The 25,472-nt window shown below is 62.8% G+C and carries 20 protein-coding genes and 1 pseudogene; 8 read left to right on the top strand and 13 right to left on the bottom strand.

The features are described 5' to 3' along the window. Positions 1-240: 240 nt before the first annotated feature. Positions 241-1,050 (bottom strand): SDR family oxidoreductase, encoded by an 810-nt coding sequence (locus tag F9K20_RS04140; protein ID WP_290997835.1) that lies wholly within the window; start codon positions 1,048-1,050, stop codon positions 241-243. 187 nt (positions 1,051-1,237) lie between these two features. Continuing rightward, positions 1,238-1,822: a hypothetical protein gene (locus F9K20_RS04135; RefSeq protein WP_290997623.1), complete on the bottom strand. Its 585-nt coding sequence runs from the start codon at positions 1,820-1,822 to the stop codon at positions 1,238-1,240. 93 nt (positions 1,823-1,915) lie between these two features. Here F9K20_RS04135 and F9K20_RS04130 point away from each other — a divergent pair, with 93 nt between their 5' ends. The 5 genes from F9K20_RS04130 (at position 1,916) to F9K20_RS04110 (ending at position 10,709) form a co-directional block, all read left to right on the top strand. Beyond that, a complete protein-coding gene (locus F9K20_RS04130; RefSeq protein WP_290997622.1) occupies positions 1,916-2,431 on the top strand; it encodes a hypothetical protein in 516 nt (171 codons plus the stop codon). Between the two features lie 698 nt (positions 2,432-3,129). Further along, complete coding sequence (locus tag F9K20_RS04125) at positions 3,130-4,584, top strand: hypothetical protein (RefSeq protein ID WP_290997621.1); 1,455 nt, start codon at positions 3,130-3,132, stop codon at positions 4,582-4,584. 139 nt (positions 4,585-4,723) lie between these two features. Beyond that, a complete protein-coding gene (locus tag F9K20_RS04120; RefSeq protein WP_290997619.1) occupies positions 4,724-6,859 on the top strand; it encodes a hypothetical protein in 2,136 nt (711 codons plus the stop codon). A 133-nt stretch (positions 6,860-6,992) separates the two neighbouring features. Further along, a complete protein-coding gene (locus tag F9K20_RS04115; protein ID WP_290997618.1) occupies positions 6,993-9,365 on the top strand; it encodes a type I secretion system permease/ATPase in 2,373 nt (790 codons plus the stop codon). Positions 9,366-9,371: 6 nt separating this feature from the next. Further along, complete coding sequence (locus F9K20_RS04110; RefSeq protein ID WP_290997617.1) at positions 9,372-10,709, top strand: HlyD family type I secretion periplasmic adaptor subunit; 1,338 nt, start codon at positions 9,372-9,374, stop codon at positions 10,707-10,709. 17 nt (positions 10,710-10,726) lie between these two features. Here F9K20_RS04110 and cpsB read toward each other — a convergent pair. The 6 genes and pseudogenes from cpsB to F9K20_RS04080 form a co-directional block, all read right to left on the bottom strand. Then, positions 10,727-10,921, bottom strand: a pseudogene (gene cpsB, locus F9K20_RS04105) (mannose-1-phosphate guanylyltransferase/mannose-6-phosphate isomerase); the annotation flags it as partial. 275 nt (positions 10,922-11,196) lie between these two features. Then, positions 11,197-12,183, bottom strand: a complete 987-nt coding sequence (locus tag F9K20_RS04100) for a universal stress protein (RefSeq protein WP_290997615.1) — start codon at positions 12,181-12,183, stop codon at positions 11,197-11,199. Positions 12,184-12,192: 9 nt separating this feature from the next. Beyond that, positions 12,193-12,423: a hypothetical protein gene (locus F9K20_RS04095; protein ID WP_290997614.1), complete on the bottom strand. Its 231-nt coding sequence runs from the start codon at positions 12,421-12,423 to the stop codon at positions 12,193-12,195. A gap of 17 nt (positions 12,424-12,440) precedes the next feature. Further along, a complete protein-coding gene (locus F9K20_RS04090; RefSeq protein WP_290997613.1) occupies positions 12,441-13,139 on the bottom strand; it encodes a phosphoribosyltransferase in 699 nt (232 codons plus the stop codon). Then, a complete protein-coding gene (locus F9K20_RS04085) occupies positions 13,136-13,810 on the bottom strand; it encodes a dienelactone hydrolase family protein (RefSeq protein ID WP_367115806.1) in 675 nt (224 codons plus the stop codon). The genes F9K20_RS04090 and F9K20_RS04085 overlap by 4 nt, the downstream gene beginning before the upstream one ends. A gap of 73 nt (positions 13,811-13,883) precedes the next feature. Next, on the bottom strand, positions 13,884-15,041 hold the full coding sequence (locus tag F9K20_RS04080; RefSeq protein ID WP_290997612.1) for a CapA family protein: 1,158 nt from the start codon (positions 15,039-15,041) through the stop codon (positions 13,884-13,886). Between the two features lie 305 nt (positions 15,042-15,346). On the opposite strand from F9K20_RS04080, the gene F9K20_RS04075 reads away from it, so the two are divergent. Continuing rightward, complete coding sequence (locus F9K20_RS04075; protein ID WP_290997610.1) at positions 15,347-16,333, top strand: ribose-phosphate diphosphokinase; 987 nt, start codon at positions 15,347-15,349, stop codon at positions 16,331-16,333. Here the strand turns inward: F9K20_RS04075 and F9K20_RS04070 are convergent. Continuing rightward, positions 16,311-17,390 carry a hypothetical protein gene (locus F9K20_RS04070; protein ID WP_290997609.1) on the bottom strand — a complete coding sequence of 360 codons (1,080 nt, stop codon included), beginning with the start codon at positions 17,388-17,390 and terminating at the stop codon, positions 16,311-16,313. The genes F9K20_RS04075 and F9K20_RS04070 overlap by 23 nt on opposite strands. Between F9K20_RS04070 and F9K20_RS04065 the strand changes: the two genes are divergently transcribed. Then, complete coding sequence (locus tag F9K20_RS04065) at positions 17,361-18,068, top strand: THUMP domain-containing protein (protein WP_290997608.1); 708 nt, start codon at positions 17,361-17,363, stop codon at positions 18,066-18,068. The two genes, F9K20_RS04070 and F9K20_RS04065, sit on opposite strands and share 30 nt — an antisense overlap. Positions 18,069-18,076: 8 nt before the next feature. On the opposite strand, the gene F9K20_RS04060 is transcribed toward F9K20_RS04065, so the two are convergent. Continuing rightward, positions 18,077-20,833, bottom strand: coding sequence for an AMP-binding protein (locus F9K20_RS04060; protein WP_290997606.1), 2,757 nt, complete (start codon positions 20,831-20,833; stop codon positions 18,077-18,079). A 257-nt stretch (positions 20,834-21,090) separates the two neighbouring features. Between F9K20_RS04060 and F9K20_RS04055 the strand changes: the two genes are divergently transcribed. Next, entirely contained in the window at positions 21,091-22,932 is a 1,842-nt protein-coding gene (locus F9K20_RS04055) for a long-chain fatty acid--CoA ligase (protein WP_290997605.1), read from the top strand. A 34-nt stretch (positions 22,933-22,966) separates the two neighbouring features. Here the strand turns inward: F9K20_RS04055 and F9K20_RS04050 are convergent, their stop codons facing one another. From F9K20_RS04050 to F9K20_RS04040, 3 genes are all read right to left on the bottom strand, one after another. Beyond that, a complete protein-coding gene (locus F9K20_RS04050; protein WP_290997604.1) occupies positions 22,967-23,494 on the bottom strand; it encodes a hypothetical protein in 528 nt (175 codons plus the stop codon). Positions 23,495-23,539: 45 nt separating this feature from the next. Beyond that, on the bottom strand, positions 23,540-23,809 hold the full coding sequence (locus F9K20_RS04045; RefSeq protein ID WP_290997603.1) for a hypothetical protein: 270 nt from the start codon (positions 23,807-23,809) through the stop codon (positions 23,540-23,542). Between the two features lie 88 nt (positions 23,810-23,897). Continuing rightward, the gene (locus F9K20_RS04040) at positions 23,898-25,421 is read right to left on the bottom strand and encodes a GH3 auxin-responsive promoter family protein (RefSeq protein WP_290997601.1); all 1,524 of its coding nucleotides are present in this window, start codon (positions 25,419-25,421) and stop codon (positions 23,898-23,900) included. Between the last annotated feature and the right edge of the window lie 51 nt (positions 25,422-25,472).

Genomic DNA, 25,472 nt, shown 5'->3' with positions numbered 1-25,472 from the left:
ATGGTGAAAATGCTCAAATCGCGCTGCCAAGGAGCACAACGCATCTACCGCGACGGTGCATATGTGAGGGAGGCGGGGTCGACGCGGCGGCGCGCGCGAAGCGAGTTTGACGCTACTCGCTGGCGCGCCACCGCGCCGACTGCGCCATGATACGCAATACCTGACTCGCGGCGCCTTCCGACACTAAATCGGAAAAGTATTTCGACAAAGCAAATGCTTCTGCCGGCGGACGCCAAGTCTTCACGCTTCCTTATCGAGCGTGTCAGACCACGGTCGCTCCTCGCGTCGACGCAGTAGCCAGCCGATGATCGGCAGAAGCAGCGCATGCGGAATGATCCAAAGCGCGATCTGCAGCAATTTACCGGTAACACCTGGGACGAGCAGATGGCAGCCGAGCACGTAGCCGCGATAAGCGGCGCGCGCCGTCTGCTCGGCGCTCAGCGCCAGCATCAACTGGCGGTAGAAGGAAAGCTCGGCGCCCATGGCGCGATGAAAGCCGGTGTTGACGGGTCCGGGAGCCAGCGCCATCAGACGGACCCCACGACCGGCGTTCTCCGTGGCGATGGCACGCGTGAGCGAGACGACGTATGCCTTGCTGGCATAGTAGGCGGCCTGATTGGGGCCAGGCACGAGACCGCCCAGCGAGGCGACATTGATGATGCCTCCCTTGCCGCGCGCCAGCAGCCCGGGCAGGAAGTGCCGCGTCAGGCGCGTGAGAGCCACGGAGTTGACCTCGAGGAGGTAGCTGATGGCTTCCTCCGTATGCTCGACGAACGGGCCCGAGAGGCCCACACCGGCGCAATTGACGAGCGTCTCGGGATAGAACCCGTTGGCGGCGAGATGGGCGTCGATCCGCTGCGGGGCGTCGGCATCGGTGACGTCCATGGCGATGGCCAGCGCTTTGACGTGGCGCTCGCGCGCTACGGCGGCGGCGGCGGCCTCCAGAGCGTCCGCGTGGCGGGCGATGAGAGCAACGTCATTCCCGGCCTTGGCGAAGCGCCGGGCGAGCGCGAAGCCGATGCCGCGCGAGCCGCCGGTGATGACAGTCATCGGCTTCAAGTGCGCGACAGCCTCGAGAGCGGCTGCAGACGGCTGGGCGTTACGCGCAAGCCAGAGGTCGATGAGTCGGCGGAGCAAGGGGCGGTCTTTCGTCTTTCGGAGGCTGTGGTGGTAGCAGACCCGGGCGGCGAGAGCGAGCGGCAGAAGGGACGATCCCTTGCGGTCCGGCGGTCCGGAGCTAGGACCTTCCGCCCGCTGAGCCCTGCCCGCCACCGGCGCGCGCCGCCTTTTCCAGCTCCGGCATGAACGCCCAAAGATCGCGGTTGAGCTTGATCAGCTTGCGGACCGTGCCGTCGATCTGCTTGAGCCGCGCAGCATCGACGGGACGGCGCGCGGCGAATTTCACGCCCGTCTTCGTCTCCACGAAGCGCAATTCGTTCGTGTGTGTGATGCGGCCATTCTCATCGAGCTCGTAGATCGAATGATTGAGCTCGTTGCGAAGCTTCGTGCACTCGTTGAAGCGTTCGATCAAGCGTTCGAGCTTGGCGATGGTCTCGGCGTCGCGGACGCGCTTCTTTGCCAAGCGGCGTATCAGATCCACCCGGGCGCGGGTGGTGTTGAGGGTGACAAAGGTAATTGCTGCCGACTCGAAGTCGGTATCGAGCAGTACCTGCAGAAGGTAGATGAAGAGGCTCTCGTTATTCGACCACGTAAAGATGAGGTTTCCGATGTGCGCGACAATATCACGACGCTGCACAGCGCTTCCCACCGCAGCCGCCTCGATGGCTGCAAAGTTCGGTGAAGGGGGAACCCGCGTACGCATGCTTGCTTTGGTCCTCAAACTGGCCCCGCACCTTGCTCCATCTGCCACCCAGCTATAGCATTGATTGAAGTGCGCCCAGCAGTGAGTAAGACGATGGGTGTCGCCAGCTTATGGATGATTTCGCGTGCGCGCCGTGCGGCCATCTCGACGATCGCGCCGATGGTCGACTTGAGCCGCGGCCGGATCGGCTCCATCCCCCCGACGCGCTGGCAGGAGCCCTACATGATCGGCTTCCTCACCATGCTGATATCGATCGTGGCCAAGCTGGAAACCCGGGGCCGCCTCGACGGTGACGATCTCGGCCTCGCCCAGGCGCAGGCCTGGCAGGCCATAACCGGCCTTTCCGATGATCGCATCGGCGAGGACATCTGCCTCCTGAGCGCCAATGCCGACCCCGATTTCTGGCGCGGCTGCAGCAACGCAGCCCGCTTCTTTGATGCTCTCTACGGCCGCCAGGATCCCGTTGATCCGGACATCCGCGAGCTTTGCGAGGATGCGGTCCTGGCCCCCGCTCCAGCGCTGACGCCCAATGAGGCCCGCGCCTTCGGCCGCGCCGGTGCCATTGCCGCTGCCTTGTGGGCCCGCTATTTTGACGATCGCATCTGCTGAAAAGTAAGAATAATACGAATTTGATGTGGTGTTCAATCCAGCAGCTGCTCGGACTTCCTTGGGCGGGGAAAATAAAACCGCTTTCAGCAATATTTTAATTGTTGTAGCGCCATATTGGGCATGGTATGTAAATCATAGGTTATGCGTATGTTTGCGTTCAAGGCCGTGGCCAGCGGCGGCTCGGGTTTCGCAAGAGAGTTACGCCCGCCTGACCACGAAATGGAAGTGCTGTAAACGAGCATTTCCTAAAGCCCCGCACAAACATCGCAGGTAGCGGTCACCCCACGGGTGCCCGAGGTTTGGTAGCGAGAAGAGGCTCTGCCTCGCTCCAATACGAGAGTGCGCACTACTTCGCCAGTTACGGCGGTCAAGAGTAGAAGCGTACCGTGATCCCTTGGCAAAGAAGCGAAATGAAGTCGGCCGCGCATTTTTGCGGCGCGAATGAGAGTTTCGTTGCAACAACGCAAGGGAGGTGCCGCATCAGAATTCCAATCATTTCTGCCGCGCTATTGCATGAATTGCGCCTGGCGATTGCGGACGCATTCTGCAAGAATCGCTGAACTAGCCTGAAAATCAAAAGCATCGCTTATGTGACGGCATTGGCCAGCGAAGAAGATTGGCCTTTCGCCAGGTCATGAATGCGGTGCTCCAAAATGAAACTCCGTGACAGACGTCACGTTTGAGAATGGAGTATCGTTATGTCTGGCAATCCATATGACAATCATCATGACAACGACGACAAAGGCAAAGATCTCGACGTCGATATCAAACAAGATCTCGATATTGACCTCGATCTGGATGTCGATACCAAGACCGAGTCGGAATACAAGGTAGACGTGCACAGCCCACCCTACGTCAGAGTCAAAATTGACATCGACGAGCACAAGAAGGTCGAGGAGGAGTACAAGGTTAAGTTCGAGGAGCGGGTCGACAAGGACATCGACGTCAGCACTTGGGACGTCAAGGTCGACGTGGACTCGAACAACATCATCCAGGACTCCAACCTCTACACGGAGCACGATGAGGATGTGAACGACATCGACAGCCAGGAGCTGATTGACGTCAGCTATGGCGGCAAGGTGTCGATGGACGACTTTACGGCGCGCCAGCTGGCGGTCGGCAAGTCGTTCAACGGGAGCGGCAACGACTCCCAGTTCAGCGTGCGCCAGTCCAACAACCTCGTCGACAATGACAAGCTGATCGCGCCGCAGGTGCTGTTCGAGGCTGCACGCAGCCAAGACGGCGGCCACCACAAGCCGTGGGAGAAGGACTACGGCCACGACAAGGGCGGCGATGATCCGTTCCAGGATGTCAAGGTCGAAGGCGGCAGAGCGTATGCCGACGACGGCATCGATGGTGACATCGATGACAGCGCCAACGGCAATGCCGGCGACGGCAGCGTCCTAGGCAGTGCCTTGGCCTCGGCCGATGGCGTTGCCGCGGTTTCCGCGTTCACGCAAGACATCGTCATGGGTGCCAACACCCAGGGCAATTTCGCAACCGTGAACGTGGTCGGCGGTGACTCGGTGCAGGCCAATGACATCGACGACCATGGCGGCCACGGCGGCGGCGGTTACGGCGGCTATGGCGCCGAGGACGGCGGAGACGGCTATGGCGGCCATGGCGGACATGGCGGAGATGACGATGGCCTCGCCATCAAGAACTCCGACATTACCGAGATCTTCGATAACGACATCAACGATCTCGACGCCCAGGAGCTGATCAGCGTGAAGGGCAGCCATCTGTACATGGATGACTTCACGCTGGACACGACCGCCGTCGGTAGCTCGTTCAACGGGTCAGGCAACGACATGCAGTTCGATGTCGGGCAGGTGAACGACTTGGTGGACAACGATTTCCTGTATCGTCCGCTCGTCAAGTACGACGGCCCGAGCGGAACGACGTTCCAGGAGGTCGACGTCTACGGCGGCCACGCCAGCTCTGGCGACGGCATCCATGGCAAGATCGACGATACGGCGAACCACAACGGTGCCAACGGCTCGATCACGGGCTCGACCACCGCCTCGGCCGACGCTATCGCCGACGTGAGTGCCTTCACCCAGAACATCGTGATGGGTGCCAACCTGCAGATCAACAACTTCGACGCAACCGTCGTTGGAGGCGACGGCACCATTGCTGACGACATCGGCTAGCGCCTGGCTCGCTTGAGCCTTAGCGCCACTGGGGCCCGCACGAGCTGCCAAGGGATCGTGCGGGTCCCACCGGTTCGCATAGGCGCTTTGAAGCGTAACGAGCATTCCCCACGCCCGGTAACGAAGGGGAGGAGAACCGATGACTCAGCTCGTCACCGAGAGTATCTGGCACTTCGCCGGATATCTGCACCTATGCGAACTGCTGAACGACACGCCGGTCCACTACACCGGCGCACCCACCTATAAGTTCGCCAGCTACACTCCGGATCAAATCCCCTCCGGCGAGATCGACCTCTGGCGCACGCCCAGCCAGGGCAGCAAGTCCGTCCAATTCAACGTGGATGCGCGCTCGCCAGCGACCGCACACCATGAGCTCGAGCGTCCGATCCCACAGGTATTGCCGATCCCGAAGCGGGTCGATCTGCTCGTGGAGCCGGCAGAGCCAGAAGACAGGCTTGTGCCGAAAGATGGGGCTGGACACTTCAGCTTCGCTCCCGGGGGCGGCGAGTTCGAGGTCAAGATTTCCCTTACCTACGACGTAGGCCCCACCCGGTTCACCGAGTTCTCGATCGAGCAGTTGAACGTCATGTTCGATCTCGACGCTTTGCTCGGCTTTTCGGACCACCAAGGCGCCGGAGCGCCGTTCACCAAGGACCCGACGCTCATCGTCAACCGCATGATCCACTCGGCGGAGAAGCTCATCCCCGAAAGCGTCTTTCCCAGCCTGCGGCCCGACGGCAGTGATATCTCGCTTGATGTTCAAGCGGATGGAGTCAATCCGTTTCCCATCGACCTGTCCGGCGCCAGGCACGCCGACGCCCTGAGCGTCGACGAAACGAGCCATTATGTGAACGGGGTGCGGCTCGACGACCCCGACGAGCCCATCGATGCGAGCGACGCAATCATCTCACAGGGCACCGCCATCCAGACAGTCGTTCAGGGGTTCAACGCCAAGTTCGAGGACAAGGATGCGGCAGGCGAGGATGCGGAGGTGTCGCTTTCTTCGCCGACAGACGCAGAGGATGGCACCGGCGAGGTCGCAGAGGGCGAGCACGTCCATGTCGTGACCGACACCACACCCACCGGCGGATACGCACAGGAGAGCACCACCGGCGCAAACAGCGCTCTTAACGTCGCTGTCATCGACGATCGCGCCGACGGGATCGCCTCGCTCGTCATCGAAGGCGATTTGCACGAGACGAACGCGATCATCCAGGTCAACGTGCTGGCCGACAAGGATTTCGCGCGCGCCTCCGGCCAGGACGTGGCGCGCAGCATCGTCGAGCACAACAACAGCCTCAAGAACGAGGCCACGTTCGTCGCTGATCCCGGCGTGGTGTTCGGCGACGGCGTCACGGGCTTCTCGGGCGCGCTCAACTGGCACATCACCTATGTGACCGGCGACTACTGGAATATTGCGACGCTCAGCCAGACCAATGTGCTCGTCGATGGCGACCTCAGTCAGCAGACGACGGCCAGCGCCCACTACACGGCCGTGCTCGGCGCCAACGGCCAGCTCAACTTCGTCGAGCTGTCCGAGGGCAGCCTCGACTACGACCTCATCATCGTCGGCGGCAACTACTACGACTACAATACCATCCTGCAGCTCAACCTCGTCTACGACGCGGATGTCATAAAGCAGCTGCTGAGCGGCGAAGGCTCACAGACCGTCGAAGCGGGCGGCAACGCGCTTACCAACGACGCCTCCATCGTCGGCATCGGCAGCGAGGACTTCAAGCCGATGACGGCCGACGTGCAGTTCCTGGTCGATGCAGTCGCCGAGCAGCAGCCGTTCCTGTTCCCGGCGCAGGCGCTTGGGCTGCCGGGCAACGGCACCGACAGACTGGACGTTCTCTATGTCAGCGGTGACTATTTCGATCTCGACCTCATCTATCAGACGAATGTCATCGCCGACGGCGATAAGATCGAGCAGAGCGCACTGACGGGCGAGGGTGCCGACGAGCTGGCGCAGGCCGTCACCGCTGGCGCCAACGACGCGACCAACGTCGCGCTGATCATCGATGTCGATAGTCTCTCGGGCTACCAGTATCTCGGCGGCGAAGTCTACGAAGACACGATGCTCGTGCAAGCCAACATCGTCGTCGGTGAGGACGAGGAGGATGCGCTCGACGCGAGCAGCCTGCATCCCGATGTTGTCGCTGCCGTTGCCGCTATGAGCGATGACGCTACTGAACACTCCAATACACCGTCGGCAGAGGGTGACCACGTCACTGACGGCATGGGAACAGATCTACTCGGAGGTGTGATGGCATAGGTTTTGAATCATAGGTCTTGAATCGTTGAATCAAGCCGCGCAGCCGTGACCTCGCCGGACCGCATGGTGGCGAGATCCCGAACGGGAGGCACGGAGGTCGCACAGTCGTGCAGCAGGATCCGGGAGTGCTGGCGTGAGTCGCAAACGAAGCCGAAAGAGCGTACGACAGCAAAAATATGCCAAGCGGCGCGTCACCGAGCGACGCGCTGATACGATCGCGTCCGGTAAGGACGCGGTGCGTGTGAACGGAGTGCAGTCGTACGGCGCCGTTGGCGAGCCGGGAGCCCCCAAGGATTCGCGCAGTTCCGACGGCGCGCCGGTGACCCGTCCCTCGCAACCGGCCCAGTCAGCTTCAGTATCTGAACCACGTACGCCGCAATCGGCGCCATGTCCGACGGCCACCGCCGAGCCGGTACCGGCGCGGCGCAAGGGCGCGGGAGCGGTCGGCGAGCACGCGCCGAGGACGAACGGCGCAACACCTCGCCCGCCGAAGCCGGCGCAAGCATCCAAGGGCGCCACCAACGGCCAGGCCGAGCCACCGGCGCCGGCCGCGCCCGCAAGTGCGCGCAAGGCCGCCTCGCGCCCGGCAGAGCGCACCGCCGAGGTGCGATCCGAGATGCCCAACGGCCGCGCCGAAGCACTGGCGAATGGTGCGCTGCCAGGCCGGACGAAGGCCAGTGACGCTCCGCGTGGCGAATCTGCCGACGAGCGCCTCGCTGACGGCAAGCGCTCGGTGCCCAGCAAGGAAACATCGCCCGCGGCTGGCCAAGTGGTTCCTCTACCGCCGATGCAGCAGCGCGCCGGAGACTACGACTTCCGCGAGGCCGTGCGTCGCGGCCTGCAGACGTGCCGAGCGAACTTCGTAACCGTGGGCATCTTCTCGCTGGTGCAGAACCTGCTCATCCTCGTCATGCCGATCTATCTGTTCCAGATTTCGGATCGGGTGCTGACGAGCCACAGCGTCGATACGCTCGTCATGCTGACGGCGGTGGTCGTAGGCGCCGTCGCCGTGCACTCGCTGCTCGACATGATGCGACGCCGGGTGCTGGCCCGCGTCGCCGTGCAGGTGGAGACGACCCTCGGCGCCCCCATTTTGAGCGCCGCCACCAAGGCCGCCCAGCATGGCTCGGCGCGCGATTTTCAGGCCATCCTCGACCTTCAGCAGATCCGAAATTTCATCACCGGTCCGGTTCTGCTGACCATGTTCGACGCTCCGATCGCCCCCGTTTACTTCCTCGCCGTCTATCTCATCCATCCCCAGCTCGGCCTCGTGCTCACCGTCGCCAGCCTCATTCTCATCGCCATAGCATTCATCAACCAGCGAATTACCGCCGTGCCTTATGCGCGCGCCAATGCCTATACGACGCGGGCCACGCAGCAGGTCGAGGCGATGGCGCGCAACGCGCTCGTCGTCAATGCGCTCGGCATGATCCGCGAGGGTGTCCTGCTGTGGGGCCGCGAGACGGCAGAAGCCCTGAAGGCGCAGGTGCGCGCCCACGACCTCAATACAGCGATGACGGCGGTCAGCAAGTTCGCGCGCCTGTGCACCCAGATTGCCATGCTGGGCTGGGGCGCTTATCTGGCGATTGCCGGCGAGCTTACCGGCGGCACGTTGATCGCGGCCTCCATCATCGCCAGTCGTGCGCTGGCGCCGATTGAAGGGCTGATCGAAGGCTGGCGCGGCTTCGTGCAGGCGCGGGGCGGCTACGCGCGCATCCAAGCCTTGCTCGCCAGCTCGCCGCTGAACCAGGAGCACTTGCTGCTCCCGCGCCCGCAAGGCCGGCTGTCGGTGGAGCGCGTACTCTACGTTCCGCCGCCGACCAAGAAGGTCATCCTCAACGGTGTCAACTTCACGCTCGAGCCAGGCACATCGCTGGCCGTCGTCGGGCCCTCCGGCACCGGCAAGTCGACGCTCGCACGCATGCTGGTCGGCTCGATTGCCCCAACGTCGGGCAGCGTGCGCCTCGACCTCATGGACATCCGCAACTGGGACCCGCGCCAATTCGGCGAGACCGTAGGATATCTACCGCAGGACGTGCAGCTCTTCCCGGGATCGATCAAGGCCAACATCGCGCGCATGCGCGAGGACGTATCGGACGAGAGCATCTTCGATGCGGCGAGCTTGGCCGGGGTTCACGAGATGATCTCCCAGCTGTCGGCGGGCTACGAGACGACGATCAACATCGACGGAAGCCCCTTGTCGGGAGGGCAGCGTCAGCGGGTGGCGCTGGCACGAGCCTTTTTCGGCTACCCGCGGCTGGTGGTTCTCGACGAGCCCAATTCGAACCTCGATACCGCCGGTGAGCAGGCCCTCGGTCAAGCCCTGCGTAGAGCGAAGAGCCGCGAGATCACCGTGGTGGCCATCACCCAGCGGCCTGCGCTTCTGCGTAGTGTCGATAGGATCATGTTGCTCAACGAGGGGCGTGTGCACGCGCTCGGTACGCGCGACGAGATCATGCCCAAGCTCCTGGCGCAGAGAGGGGAGGCGGCCGAGTTCGCCGCCTGAACTTGTATGAAAAATGCCATCGTTCCTTATCACCAGCAGTGGTTCGCGCAGGTGCCGCGCAGCACCCGCGGCGCGACGCTCGGCGGCTATGCCATTCTGCTGTTCGGGGTTGGTGGCTTCTTTACGTGGTCAGCGCTGGCGCCGCTCGATGGCGCGGTCATCTCTCCCGGCAACTTTGTCGCCACCAGCCAGAACAAGATCGTGCAGCACTTGGAGGGCGGCATCATCCGCGAGATTCTCGTCAAAGAGGGAGAGCTGGTTCAGAAGGATCAGCCGCTCATGCGGCTCGACGACACCGCGGCCAAGGCCGAGCTTTCCCGCCTATTGCTGCGCGAGGCGCAACTGAAAGCGACCTTCGTGCGGCTCAGGGCAGAGATGGGCGAGAAGATGGAGCTGAAGTATCCGGAGAGCTTGATCAACAACCGCGAGGTGGCCGGGATCGGCTCCATCCTGCAAAGCCAGCGCGAGATCTTTCGCTCGCGCCGGGCGAGGCTCATTAGCGAGATCACAATTCAAAAGCGCACGGCAGCGGCCTTGCGCGAGAGGATCAAGGGTGACGAGGACCGGCTCGAGGCCATTGGCAGGCAATTCCCGCTCATAGACGAGGAGCTGAAGGGTAAGGGCAAGCTCTACGAGCTCGGCCTTGTGCGCAAGCCCGAGTACTTCGCGCTCCAGCGGGCCCGCATAAATCTCGAGGGCGAGCAGGCCCGTATCAGGTCAGAGGTCCAGGATGGGCGCGAGCGGGCCGCCGCTGCCGAGCAGTCGATCCTGCATGCACGCCAGCAGGCCATTCAGCAGGCGGCGGAGGAATTCCAATCCGTGACCGGGGAACTGAAGGACGTGAAAGAACGGATCATGGCGGGACGCGCCGTCCTCTCGCGTCTCAAGGTCGTGGCCCCCGTTAGCGGCGTCGTCGTCAAGATGAACTATCACACCTCCGGTGGCATCATCCGACCCGGCAACGACATCCTCGAGCTATTGCCGTCGGCGGACGAGCTCATCATAGAGGTCAACGTGCGCCCGCAGGACATCGCGCACGTCAAAGTTGGCCAGGAGGCCATTGTCCGCCTGACGGCGCTCAATCAGCGCATGACGCCCATGATCCCTGGCACGGTGGCCTACGTCTCGCCCGACGCGCTTCCCAACGAGCGCAAGCTGCAGTCGGACAACATCTACGTCGCGCGCGTGCAGCTCGATGCACGCAAAACGGTGGAACTGCACGACTTCCTGCCCACGCCGGGCATGCCGGCCGAGGTCTATATCAAGACCGGGCAACGGACGTTCTTCGAGTACCTGGTGCGACCCGTGCACGACACCATGGCGAGAGCCTTCCGCGAAAGCTGAGCCGGCGCGAGCTAACCCTACTTCGTTTCCTCCGCCGCACGATGATGGACGTCGTCTGTGCGGATGATGTCGTCCTCGCCCAGGTACGTCCCGATCTGCACCTCGACGATTTCGAGCGGCACCATGCCGGGGTTCTCCAGGCGGTGCCATTGCGTCGCGAAGATGTAGGCGCTCTCGTTTTCGCGCACGAGCTTCTCTTCCCGGCCAATTGATGCCATCCCCGACCGCTCCGAATGCGCGAACGTCGGCGACGGCTCCCTTGGTGGGTGCGCCCGCGAGCGGGCAGTCGGAGCCGGAGGAATCCGGGCCGTTCCGCCCCGTCGCAACCCAAGCCAGGAGTAAGCAAGAGCAAGCAATCAGCAACCGCAAGCCAGCCGCTCCGCATTGTCGGTGACGCAGGGGAGCGATGCTCTATTGGGCGGTCGTACGCGACAAGACGCCCTTTCGGATACTCCGTGCTGAAGCCGGCGGGTGGGTCAATCATCAACTAAGTCAGAGTACTGAGGCGCCCCCCGCCTTCCGCATGCATCTGCCGAACCGCCAGCACATCGCACGGCATCCATGCGAGAAAGCTCTCGGCAACGCTGCCCACCGTCGCGTGCCTCCATCCGGTGTGGCCATGCGTGCCGACCACGACGAGGTCTGGCCGGATGCGGGCGATCTGACGCTTGGCGGCCTCGGCAGGATGGCCATGGTCGACGACGGGCGTCAGCGTAAAGTCCGCGCCTGAAAGTTCCTGCCGCATGTGGTGGGCGACGGCCTGGACTATAACCTCGAGCTGGGCTTCGTGCTTGCGCGCGACGGTCTCGGGCGAAACAAACCACTCGCTCGCGGTGTCGCCGAGCACATTGGGGCAGGCGTTGAGCACATGAAAGCGCCCCCGCGGAAAGAGGCGGATGGCGAATTCAAGTGCATCGCGTGCGGGTACAGAGAAGTCGACCGCCACGAGGATGTCGCTATAGGACCCCGTGGGGCTCGTCTTGACGACAAGGATCGACCGATCGCCGAAGCGCAGGACGCGCTCCATAGTCGCGCCGAGGACGGCGTCGCGCAGCGGCCGCTCGCGGTGGCTGCCAAGCACGATCAGATGTGCACGATCCTGTCTGCTTTCGGCAATGATGGCGGCATCATAGTGAGCTGCGAGGACGACTTTCATATCGGCATCGGTTGCCCCGCGTGCCCTGGCGTCGGCTACTTGGTTCTGCAGGGCTTCGTGGGCGGCGCCATACACGATTTCCCCGACGTCCTTTATGAGATCGTCTCGGATGGCATGCAGGATCGTCAGATGAGCTTGCTGTGAAATCGCCAGCTGCACGGCGCGGTCGAACGCGAGCACGGCGCGATCCGTCAGGTCAGAAGCCAGAAGAATACGCAGCTGTGTGCCTAAGTAATCGGACATGGCGCAAATCTCGAGGTCCAAAGTGTGTCGGCGGAATCGGTCGGCGGGCGTGACACCAGTCGCGCCGTAGAGCATCCAGTGCGATCAGGTCTCGGCCTTCTCGATGCTGATCTCGGCGCCCTGCAACTCGTCGAGCACTTCATCATTGAGAACTTCCATGAGCTCGCCAACGCTGGTCGTTGCATCCAGCCGCCGCTGGCGAACCGCCTGCCAGACGCCGGCGAAGGCCGCTGCAAAGCTGTCTTCGTCGATGACGTCATGCGCGCCCTCGTACAGAGCGGCACCCTTCTTCCTGATGCGGAGTTTCACCTTCATGATTTCCACCGACCCGCCTATGGCGAACTCGTCGAATTGGCCGCGACGCGCTGCTCCGAAACAGCCTCGCTACCCTGACTTTCGAGGATGCTCGTGACCTCAGCGTCGCTCACTTGCGAGAAGTCGAGGTAGAAAAAGCCAATGGCGCCGAAATACTCCGGCGTCTCGAGGCAGATCACATCATCGGCCTCTTGCCGCAGAGACTCGACCGTACTCGGCGGGGCAACGGGCGTTGCAACGACGGTGCGGCTCGCTCCCCGTTTCTTCAGCGCGTGCAGCGACGCCCGTATTGTCGCGCCCGTCGCGATCCCATCGTCGACAAGGATGACCGTTCTGTCCTTGATTGGTACCCGCGTGCGCCCCGCAAGCCACAATGCGCGGCGCGCCTCGATGATCTTGAGCTGCTCATCCGCCGCCTTCTGGAATTCGGCATCAGTAACGCCAAACTCGCGTATGACGTCCTCGTTGCGCGCGATCTCGGGCGCGTCGCCATCGACGACAGCACCCATAGCGAGCTCGCGCTGGAACGGCGCCCCTATCTTGCGTACGAGGACCACGTCGAGAGGCGCCTTGAGTGCGGCAGCCACCTCGGCGGCGACCGGCACCCCCCCACGCGGCAGGCCGAGTACGACGGGATCGGCATAACCACGCTGCACGACCGCTTGCGCCAAGAGCTTGCCGGCTTGCGTCCGGTTGGTGAAGAACTTTCCCCTCATGTTTCGGAGCCCTTTCCTAGAAACCGGACGAACCAGGCGGTCGCCAGCTCTATGACCGCATCGAGCGTGCCATGCTCCTCGAACAGGTGCGTTGCGCCGGGCACAATTTCGAGCCGCTTTTCACAATGCAGTTCAGCCAGTGCCGCTTCGTTGAGTCTGATCACCTCGTCGTCGTACCCGCCGACGATGAGCAGCGTCGGCGCTTTAACGCGGACTAGTGCGGTGGCGGCAAGGTCGGGGCGCCCGCCTCGAGAGACGACGGCTCTTACTTCATCGGCGTGCCGCGCTGCCGCGACCAGCGCCGCCGCGGCGCCCGTGCTGGCCCCGAAGAGGCCGACGGACATACGCGCGGCTTTGCTCCCGCTAAGCCAATTCAGCGCTTCTTCGAGCCGGGTTGCAAGCAGGGGAATATTGAAGACGTTACGCCGGTCGTCGGCCTCCTGGGGGAGCAAGAGATCGAACAGCAACGTGGCGAGCCCCGCCTTGTTGAGGCCTTGCGCGACATGCTGGTTGCGTGGGCTGAGGCGACTGGAGCCACTGCCGTGGGCAAAGACAACGATCCCCGTCGCCGCCTCAGGCAGGGTGAGAAACCCCGGAAGTCCTCGGGGCATGACCGAGATATCGTGGGTGAGCGTGGAGCTTACCATGACGTTCCGCTCCGGGACTTGCACAATCGCCGTTTAGTGCGGGCGGCAGTCTAAATGCCGTTGGCGGCGTGTCACTGATCTGGGTCAAACAACGCCGTCATTGCCAAGCGAGCCGCAGTACGTCATCGGTGCCAAGCTTGACGTGTGTCTTAACTGGCCTGCTCTCGCGCTCGAGCGTGTCTGCCAGCCAATCCGCGTCCGTGCGCGAAGCGCGGTGAAGCCGCATATTGCGGATCTGCAGCGGCACCATCTCGAGGCCGACGAGCGTGCCATCGTCGATCCGCAGCGTCGGAAAATACATCAGTACGAGATCGTCGCGGAACTCCTCATAGCCGGTTATGCCTTCGTAATCGTCAATGAAGTCGCCGCACCCATAAAGAATGAGCTTGCCATGGTGAACCTCGATGCGCTTGACGTGATGCGAGGAATGCCCGTGCACGATGTCCACGCCGCACGACTCCACGAGGTGATGGGAAAATTCAGCCTCCTCCTGCGCAATCTCGTAGCCCCAGTTGCTACCCCAGTGGATCGAAGCCACCACAATGTCCCCACTTCTGGCGACGGCGCGGACCTGCTCGCCGATACGGTCGGCGACCTCGCGCGAAAGCCGCGAAGCGACGTTGACGCCTGGGGTCTTGGTAGCGGCCGCCCAGCCAAGGGGTACGCCGGCGCTCGGTAAGGCGAAAGCGAACACGAGCACGCGGCCCTTCGCATGGGGCAGAATCGCAGGCGCCGCGGCAGCAACGTCGTCCCGGCCGGCCCCCGCATAGCGGACACCCGCCTGCTCGAGCGCGGTTAGCCCCTCGAGCAAACCGCGCTGCCCCCAGTCGAGAACGTGGTTGTTTGCCAGAATGCAGCAGTCGATGCCGGCGGCAGTGATGGCGCCGATGTTGGCCGGGCTCATCCTGTAGTTGATGCCCTTCGGTGCGGGGCTGGTGCTTGTCGTGATTGCCGTCTCGAGGTTGATGATGCGCAGGTCGGGCTTTCTGCGGGTGAGCTCGATGAGCGCATCTCCCCAAATATAGTCGAATGATACCGGCTTTGCGATTGGGCCGTTGGCGCGCTCGGCAAGCTTCACATAGCTCTGCGCCGACTTTGCATAGGATTCATAGATCTGCGGATCACCGGGATGAGGGAGCACTTGATCTATGCCGCGCCCCGTCATGACGTCACCGGCGAGAAACAGTGTCACCGTTTCACCGCCCTGAGCAAGCGGGCCGGTCGATTGTCTCTCCAACGGGACGGAAATAGACATCTCGTTCAGCAATCCGCGCTGCGGTGGCGGGTAGCCAATTGGCCGGCTCACACCGCAAGCCTAGTCTTCTGTGTCATTGCCTCGGCGTGACTCTGATGGCCGATACGGGCGCGCTTGCATAGTATGGGCAGCCCCTTCGAGCATTTTGACTGGTATCAACGCTCATACATGCAAAGGCTTTCATATCTCTCGTTGCGAAGGCAGGAAGGACTTCACGCATACTTTCGTGAATGTGAACGTTCCCCAGGAAAGGCAAAGTGATGGCGAGCGTTCGGCTATGGACTCCGCACGAAGCCGGGCCGCGCTTGGCGACTGCTGACCGGTTGCGGGTATTTGCTCTCAACGCCACGGAGGAACTGGGCAGCGCCATCGCTCACCAACTGGGAAAGCCGCTCTCCAGGCACGAGGAGCGCGAATTTGAGGATGGCGAGCACAAGGCGCGCCCCCTCGATCCAGTGGGCAATGCCGATGTCTTTGTCATCCAGAGCCTTCACGGGGGGCCGGCGGCAAGCGCCAATGACAAGCTATGCCGGCTTCTATTCTTCATCGGCGCACTGAAGGATGCGGGCGCTGCACGCGTGACGGCAGTCGTGCCTTACCTCTGCTATGCGCGCAAGGACCGCCGCACCAAACCAAACGATCCCGTGACGACGCGATACGTGGCCGCCATGTTCGAAAGCGTAGGAGCGGACGCCATCGTAACGCTCGATGTGCACAATCCAGTGGCCTTCGAGAACGCCTTCCGCTTCCGGACCGTTACTCTGACTGCGGCGCCGCTCTTCGTCGATTATGCGAAAAAGTTGAAAGACGAAGGACTATGCGTCGTTTCACCCGATACCGGAGGTGCGAAGCGGGCGGAGCTGTTTCGTGAGGCGCTGGAAGCGGCATGCGAACGTCCGATCGGCAAGGCATTCGCTGACAAGCATCGCAGCGCCGGCGTCGTCACCGGCGACCTGTTCGTGGGCGACGTCCATGGCGCCACTGCGCTCATCATCGACGATTTGATCTCAACGGGCGGCACGCTTGTGCGGGCCGCCAAGGCGGCGCGCAATGCCGGAGCGTGCCGGATCATCGCGCTCGCTGCGCACGGCCTCTTCATGGAGGGAGCCGCCGAGGCTCTTGCCGACCCTGTGATCGAGCGTATCGTCATCACCGATGCCGTTCCGGCGTTCCGGCTTCCGCTCGGCGCAACGCGCGACAAGCTGGACATCCTGCCCAGCGCATCCCTGTTTGCCGAGGCTATCGCGCGCCTTCACGAGGGGCGCACACTTACCGACCTCCTGGTCTATTGAGCACACGGTCCAGACGCACCGCATCGCGTCCCGCGATTTCCAAGTAAGCGCGTGCTCGCCGCGGCCACTTCTCGGGTGTGCGCGGGTTGGGCTCCAACAGATGCGCAACGGCAAGGCGCGCGCGCAGCGCGGCGCGGTGGCAACGATAGAATAGGAATAACTCGGGCTCAGGATCGTCGTGCAGCACGCGCGATATACCGCGCTTAACGTAGTCTCCGATCCAAGGGGCGCCAAGCCGCTCGCATTCGAGGCTCAAGTAGGCGATCTCATCGAAGGGATCGACTGTCCTGAGCCGGATGTTGAACTCCAGGCAGTCGATGATCTTGATTCCGTCGGTGAGCCAGATGTGCTCTGGACGCAGATCGCCGTGGCCATCGACAATACGGCGCTCGCGCTCGCGCCGTGTCAGAATGCCAGCCCGCCGCTCGAGGAAGCATCTCTGAGTTCGCTCGATCTTTCTGACGAGCCCGGCCGGCAGACTAAAGCGCCGGTCGAGCAGAATGCAGCAATCATCGGAGATGTTCCGATGCCACTCAGCGATCTGTGCGGCTGGTGTCACGAATGGGCGCTGGGCGTGACGGTAGAATCGTCCGAGTGTCGTGATCAGCCGGTCGAGCTGGGAGGTGCTGACCCGATGCTCTTCGATGGCGTGGTCGAGCGCCCAGCGTTCTGCTAACCGGCGCATCACGACAAGCCAGTCGATGGTCGCGCCGCGACCGCCGATCGACAGGCCCTCCTCGGTAGCCACTAGCGGCACGACGCCGAGATAGACATCCGGCGCCAGCCGGCGGTTGAGGCGAAGCTCCTCGCTACATGCCGCTTCCCTGCGTTCGAGCGTTGAGAAGTCCAGGTACGGGAAACGGACCGGCTTCTTGAGCTTGTAGACCTTGTCGCCCGCGAGGAACACGAACGACATGTGCGTCTCGCGACGAACGACCTCGCCGACCGGCTCAGGGTAGGCGGCGGGCGTGGCAAGGAACGCGACCTTGGCGGCGAGCGTGGGCAAGCCGGTTTCGGGCACGCTGACATGATGATGCACGATCGCTGCCTCGCTCACCTGATTTCGGCATTATCCGTCGGCAAAGCCATACGCCGAAGCCTCCGCCAATCCCCGGCCAATGACGACACGTTTCGTGAACCATCAGTGGTATGCTCCGCCGTGGATGGCAAGGGAGACTTGCGGTCATCGGAAATGAAAGACTGGAACGTGGTAGTCACTGTCAGCGACCGCTTCGCGCGCCGCCATGCGCAGCGCGGGTTGGAGAAATTCGGAAAAGTCGAGACGACCGGGTTTCACAATGTTCTAGTGATGGAAGTGGACGATATCGTCGCGCTGATGCGGTCGCTTTCTGAGTTGATGGGCCGCGACATGACCCTGATCAACGACATCTCACGGCTCATGCCAGCGCAGGAGACGTTCGAATTCAGATCGCGGGAGGAGTTCGATCAGAAGGCGAGCGCCGCCATTCTTGGCTGGGCCGACCGCATAGCAGGCAAGACGTTCCACATTCGACTCCACAGGCGCGGAATGGGGGATCAGTTGAGCTCACTCTCCGAGGAGAAACAGCTCGATACCGCGTTGCTCGACAAGCTCGTTGAGATGGGTCAACCTGGCCGCATCGACTTTTCGGATCCCGACTGCGTGATCGACATCGAGACGGTGAACAACCGTGCTGGGCTCTCTCTTTGGACGCGCGAGGATCTTCGCCGCTTCCCGTTTCTCATGGTCGACTAGCGCACTGATTAGCCGCGGGCGGCCGGCATCTCCAACTCTACCCTCTCGTATGCGAGGTCCGGTTCGCCGCAGCGTTGCAGCATCTGGGTGCGAGCCACGTCGCGTAAGCGCACAGCCGCGTTGAAATCTTCGCCATCCGGGGCCAGCGCACGGCCCATATGCACCTGAATTGGTCCGCGGCGCGGGAACCATTGGCCGCCGCGTAGAATCGAACGCGTCCCGCGGATCGTGATCGGTATGACGGGCACGCCGGCCTCTGCTGCAACGAGGAATGCACCGAGCTGGAAAGCGAGAAGGCCCGGCATACGTGTGAGCGTTCCCTCGGGAAATGATACGATGCGTTCGCCTGAACGGACCGCCGCGAGCTGTCGCTGAGTATCCTCGACGCCGCCGGCGGCGTCGGTACGGCGCGCAAACAGTGTGCCGATGCGGCGCAGAAAAGGCCCTGCGACTCGCTGGCCGGCAAGCTCCTCCTTGGCAACGAAGCTCAGGTTTCCTGGGACGACGGCGGCAATTACGAGTGAGTCGAGGTAGCTTGAATGGTTGGAGATCAAGATGACGCCTTTGTCCGGCGGCCATGCCTCGGCCTCGACCTGGGGCGCACTGCCGGTGAGCCAAAGGAAAGCGCGCGCTGCCCAGTGGATCGAAGCCTGGCGCCAGTTCCGCCGCGGCAACAGTAGTGCCAGGAGCCAGAGGAGGACCGCGATCACGACAAGTAGGCTCCACCAGTACGCAGCAAAGAAGTATTCCCCCAGCTGATGCCACGCCCGGCGCGTGCGCACGCCGAAGCTCGAGATGGTGAGCCGCATCAATTGCCACCACAGCGCGCGTCCCTTCGCCGAGAGTTGGCCGCTCTCGTAGAGCGCGCGCGCGGCCGAGCGGCGGATCTTTCCGCTCGATGTCTTGGGCACGGTGCGCGGCGGCGCCGCAATGACCTCGTCCGGTGACATGTCGAGCAGCGTGGTTGCAGCCTCGACGATCCTCCGCTTCATGGCCGCGATGGCATCTGGATCGGTTAGTCGCGTCTCTGCAAGCACGACCAACCGCTCCGTTCCGCTTCTCTCGTCGACCGTGGGAAACGCGGCGACGCATCCCTTGCGCACGCCTTCAATGCCGCCGACCAGCTCCTCAAGCTCGTGCGGGTAGATGTTGCGTCCGGCCTTGATGATGATGTCCTTGATGCGTCCCGTGATGAAGACATCGCCGTTGGCGATGTAGGCACGGTCGTCGCTTTCCAGCCACTCGCCGTCGAACAGAGTGCGCGTCTTCTGCGGGTTGCGGAAGTAGCCCTTGGTGGCGGACGGCCCCTTGAACTGGAGGCGACCCTCCGTGCGGTCCGGAACCTCGATGTCGGCGTCATCGACAATGCGAATCTCGTGGCGCGGGATGGGACGTCCGCAGGCGACAAATTCCAGCGCCGTTGGGTCTTCTGGCCCGGCGGGGAGAGCCTTGCCATCGCGTGAAAGCGCAGTGCGCTGCACGCGGTCGATGATGGGGGGCCGCCCGACGGGCGGAAAGGCGAGGCCTACTGCGTTTTCTGCCAGGCCATAGACTGGGGCCATTGCCTGAGGGCGAAAGCCGAACTTCGCAAATCGTTGGCTGAAGCGGGCGATGGTCGCTGGGCTCACCGGCTCGGCGCCGTTAACCACCATGCGCAGCGAGCCCAGATCGAAGCCTTCGATATCTTCGTCGCGGACATTTTTGCAGCAGAGCTCGAATGCGAAATTGGGAGCCGCCGAAAGGGTGGCATGGTGACGGCCGATCGCTCGCAGCCATCGTCCAGGATCGGCCAGGAAGGCGAGAGGCGGCATGATGACGGTCGGGGCGCCATAATAAAGCGTGCCAAGCCACGCGCCGATCAGCCCCATGTCGTGGTAGAGTGGCAGCCAACTGACGAAAGTGTCTGCCGAGCTGGCGTCAAGCGCTTCACCCATGGCGCGGACATTAGCGAGCAGGTTGGCATGGGTAAGCACGACGCCCTTTGGATCGCCAGTGCTGCCCGACGTGTACTGTATGAGCGCCACAGTATCGGACGCGGCCGGCAGCGCTTGCTCGAGCGATCCGACGCTGCTCAGCTCCGCGACCGTTTCGATATGGCGAAGATCGCTCGTCAGTCCGAAAAGCAGCGCGCCGAGACTGCGTATCTCCGAGCCAACGATGAGCACGCTTGCGCCGGCGTTACGTAGGATGCCGGCCTGCCGCCGCAGATGGTCCTCGACTTGGGCGCGGCGAAACGGCGGATAGATCGGGACCGGGATCCCGCCGGCGTAGATGACCCCGTAGAACGCTTCGAAGAATGCCGCCTCGGTCGGGAGCATGATCGCAACGCGGTCGCCCGGCGCAAGGCCTCGCTCCAGGAGTCCGAGTGCAATCGCCCGGCTCGCGCGGTCAAGCGTGGTGTAGGTAATGCACTGCTCGTCATCCTCTCCGCGCCACAAGTAGATATGCGGGCGGGTGCCGTGCCTCACCACGTGAAAACTGAGCGTATCAATGAGCGTCTGCGCCGCGTGTGGAGCGCTCACCTCGGGCAGTAAAACCGCCTCGCCGGCGGGGGGAAGCGTGAGCGGAGCGCCGTGCTCAGGAAAGGCTTCGCGCAAAGCCCGGAGCAAGTCATTCGGGGTGTCTACCTCGCCGATGACGCGGTCTGGTAGGCGAACCTTGAAGGTGCGATCGATCCTCAGGACCAATTCGGCACGCCCGAGGCTATCGAGGCCGAGGTCGCGGTCGAGATCACTGTCGAGCTTGATCGCAACCGTGCGCCGCATGTGGGGGTGGAGCTCCCACACGAGCTCTTGCACGAGTCGCAGTAGCTCGGTCGTGAGTGCCGATTCGGCCCTCCCGGAACCACCATTTTGGGCGCCGATCACCATTCGCGCGCTCCAACCAACCCATGTGCCAGGCAGAAGAACCCGACAGCACAATTCAACTTGGGGAGCTTGCGCGACCTTGGCAACAGTTCGTTGACGCCGATCAATACGAGAAGCCCATACGCGTGCATTCGTCGTTATCAGGGGGTGACCTGGTGAACCGAGTCATCGATGTGACCGAACCCTATTGCCGCAGCTGCATCGGCGCCACGCTTGCCGGTACCCTGCCCGGTCTGTTCAACGAGCGCGCCACGCGCAGCCCGGATGCCGTAGCCTACCGGCAGTTCGATGGCATCGCGCAATGCTGGCGCGAGCATACTTGGGAGAGTATGCGCAGGCGAGCCGCGCGGTTGCAGCTTGCTATGCAGCAAGGGGGGCTTGCGCCTGGCGATCGCATCGCCATTCTCCTCCCCAATGGAATCGACTGGGTCGGCTTCGACATGGCCGCACTCGGGCTGGGCCTCGTCGTGGTTCCGCTTTATATGCACGACAGCGCGGCGAACGTCAGCTACATCCTCGGGCACTCCGGTGCCAAGTTGCTGCTCGTCGACACCGAAGCCCGCTGGGGCCCGCTCGAGCAGCGCACACACGCGTTCCCTGAACTCTCGGCTGTCTGGATCTGCGCGCCGGGCGCTTCGTCGACGGCCTTTGACAGGAGCCCCCCCGTCAGACGCCTCGATGATGTTCTTGCCGAAGTCGGCAGCGCGCCGTTCCGGCAATCATGCGAGCCATCCTCATTGGCGACCATCATCTATACGTCCGGCACCACCGGCCGCCCGAAAGGCACGATGCTGTCCCACTTCGCCCTGCTGTGGAACGCGGAGCGCACCGCTGAGGTCATCCCACCGCGCGAAGATGACCTCTTTCTCTCGCATCTTCCGCTTGCTCATGCCTTCGAGCGTACGGTTGGCTACTATCTGCCGATGATGGCTGGGGCGGCGGTCGCCTATGCGCGATCGATCGACGATCTCGCGGTCGATATGAGGACGATCCGGCCAACGGTACTGCTTTCGGTGCCGCGTATTTACGAGCGCGCCTTTGGCGCAATCCGCAGCAAGGCCGAAGGCGCCCTTTTAGGGTCGCGTCTCATGAGCCTAATGGCAGACCTCGGCTGGCACCGCTATCAGGCGACACAGGCACGAGAGCCTGCACCCGGCCGTGGTGCGCGGCTGGCATATAGCCTGCTCGATCCGCTGGTCGCGAAGCCGATCCGCAATGCGTTCGGCGGACGCCTCCGCGTGGCAGTCAGCGGAGGCGCACCATTGTCTGCTGCGATCGCCCGCTTCTTGGTGGCAATGGGGCTGCCGTTGGTCGAGGGCTACGGACTGACCGAAGCGGGTCCCGTGGTCACGGCGACCGCACTTGACGACATCTGGCCGGGCTCGGCTGGCCGTCCACTTCCCGGGATCGAGCTGGACATCTCCGCTAGCCAAGAGCTCCTCGTGCGCACGCCGGCCGCAATGACAGGCTATTGGCGGGATGAGGCACAAACCGCCCAAACGATCGATCGCGACGGCTGGCTGCGCACGGGGGATCTTGCGGAGATCAAGGACGGCCGTTTGTTCCTTCGTGGCCGGCTACGGGACATCCTGGCATTGGCGACCGGCGAGAAGGTCAACGCGGGACTGATCGAGGAGGAGATCACCAGAGACAGGCTGTTCGACCGAGCCGTCGTGATCGGCGAGGGCAAGCCGTTCCTCGTCGCCGTGTGCACACTCAACCCCAAGCGATGGGGGACGCTGGCACAGGCCCTTGGAATCGATGCAGAAAATCCCAACGTGACCGTGGTTCGCGAGGCAGTACTGGCGCGGCTTCGCCGCCGTCTCGCGGACTACCCGAAGCACGCCCAGGTGAAGGCCGCCCATCTGGTGCTCGAGCCGTGGACCATCGAATCCGGCCTCCTGACGCCATCCCTCAAAGTGAAGCGGGACCGCGTCGAGCAGCGCTACCATGATGAGGTCGAGACCCTCTTTTCGGGGCATCAAGTCTTCCGCTGAGACAGCACCACATTCGCCGATCGGCGCCATCGCATCATGGTGCGTGTACGGCCTGTGCGCGGCGCTCTCCGGCCACCGATCGAATGAGCTCAACGAGGGCATTGCCGATGGCAGCGGCCCGTTCAATGTGCTCGTCGATCGCCTCCACCGACACCTCGAAAGAACCCGCCCGGAGGTCAAAGGGGTCGGTCCGGGGCTTCTGCCAAGTGTGCCTGTCCTCGAGATAAGCTCCCCAGGACCCGTGCAAGACGCTATTGCGAAACTTGAGGAGGGCCCTCAGCTCCTTCACTAGACCATGCAATTGGGTTCGCTGTTGTTCACCGGCCGTGAGCTGGCGAAACAGGGCTTCCACCAACGCAACGCGGGAGCAGATATTGCGGATCTGAGAGGCAACCGACGGCTCACCCTGCGTGCTGTCGGTGTCTAGCAGCGTGCTGATGCACCAGTCGATCTGCGTCTCCAGATAGCCATATGCGAACACGATGCGGCCAAGCGGTTGCCAAAACGCCTCCTGCGCAGACATTGGCGGCGCTGGGGGTCCGATGTGCGCAATGCGTGCCATATGCAGAGCTCCCCGAGAGGAAACTCGCAGGCGGAGACCAATCTCCTACCGCTCCTCGTTGATGGCGAACAGCTCGTCCTTGGCCAGAATGTCACAGATCTGAGCCACTCTGCCACTCAGTGGATGGCCGAGGCGGTCCACGTAGTCACCTTCTCCACGGGCGTAGATCAATGCAATCTCAAGATCGGAGAGCGATGCTCCCGTTTCCAGGATGGCGACAATGGTGTGATCGGCCACGGGACCGGCAAGCTCGCGGATCTCATGGCCGGATACAAGCGGCTGCTCCCCGGAGTCGCCCTTTCGTGATGCGGGCATGTGCCACCTCATTCGGTTGCTGGCACGGTTATTAGCGCAAGAGCGGCGTCGGGAGATTGATCTCCATCATCTCCTGTAGCGCGATAGTTTAACGCTTCGCTGCAAAGTTTCGAAGGCTTGTGAAGAGTTTCGCATCATTGATGATGCGCGGCACCTTGTGCTGGCCGCCCAGCCGGCCGCGGCTCCTCATCCACGCGGCGAACGTTCCGGGTGGAACAGCGTCCACCTGTGGTGGTCGCAAACCGAAATCGCCCGCGCGATGTTCCCGATAGTCGGCATTCGATGCGGCGAGAGCCTGGTCCAGCGTGCGGGAAAATAGATCCATTCTGTCCGGGCACGGAATGCCCTCTGCGAACTCGATGATGTAGAGATGCATGCCGACTTTGCCGGAGTGGGGGAAGATAGCCCCCGCGCAATAGTCGGCGACTTGCGCATCGATAGCGTTGGCCGCCAAGCAGATGGCCTGCTCGATTTGCTCGCCGATCACGTGCTCGCCGAACATCGACAGCCTGTAGCTCGTCCTGCCGGTGATCAATAGTCGCGGCGGATCGCGGTCGATGAAGCGAACCGTATCGCCCAAGACATAGGCCCATGCGCCAGCGCAGGTGCTCACGACCACCGCGTAATCCACGCCCGTCTCGATGCTCGCGAGCCAATGGCGGGTGGGCTCGGGGTGGTTGAGCTCGGCGACGGGAACGAACTCAAAAAAGGTGTCGGTGTCACAGATGAGGCGCAGACCCTCGCCGTCACCGCGATCAGCCACTGCGATCGACGACTCACTGGCAAAGTATACCTCTCGGGTCTCCGCTTGCGTCCCTTTGAGAAGATCGCGGAAGCGCTCGCGGTAGGGCGCAAAATCGATGCCACCGTGAATTATCAGCTCCAGTTTCGGGAAGATCGCCGCCAGGCTGCTGCTTCCGGGGCTCAATTGCACCAGCTTGTCGAAGAATAGGAGAAGCCAGTTCGGCGTGCCGCTGATCGCGCGGATGTCTTCCGCCAGGCAAGCGCGCCCAATCTTATCGATCTTCTCTTCCCAATCGGGAATGAGCGCCAGCTCGAGCGGCGGGAAGAACCATGGACGCTTCCACGACGGGATCTCGTAGACCTCGATGCCACTCAAATCGCCCGAGCATACCCCTGTCGCTTCCTCGGTGAGATCAGTGCTGCCACCTAGTAACAGGCACTTGCCCTCCAATACCCGGCTTTGTGGACGATTGCGGATATGATGCACAAAGACGTCCTCGCCGACCCGCAGGTTGGCGCTGATCATGTCGTCCGAGCAGGGGATGTACTTGGAGATTCCGGCCGTCGTGCCGGAGGTGCGCGCGAAGTAGCGGATGCGGCCCGGCCACGTGCAGTCGACAAGCCGAGGGAAGGTTGGTTGCCAGTAGTCGTGCCAGAAGTCCTCGTAGTGGCGCAGGCGCACGTGCTTTTGGAAGTCGGCAACGCCGACGATTTGCGAGAATGCGTGGTCGCGCCCAAAGCGCGTTGCGCTAGCCCGGCGTAGGAGACTTTGCAGGACCGAGCGCTGGGTCTCGATCGGGTCTCGTATCTGCAGCAGAAATGAGCGCAGATCCGCGTAGGCCTTGAGCAAGGGCGTGGCGTCAAACATGTGCTCGGCGTGGTCGGTTGCTAAGTCTGATGGCGCCCTTGCCGTCTCGAC

The organism is Hyphomicrobium sp. (genome assembly GCF_009026145.1).
Classification (GTDB): Bacteria; Pseudomonadota; Alphaproteobacteria; order Rhizobiales; family Hyphomicrobiaceae; genus Hyphomicrobium_A.
Note: the sequence above shows the minus strand (reverse complement) of the source record. Positions and strands in the feature narration are given on the sequence as shown.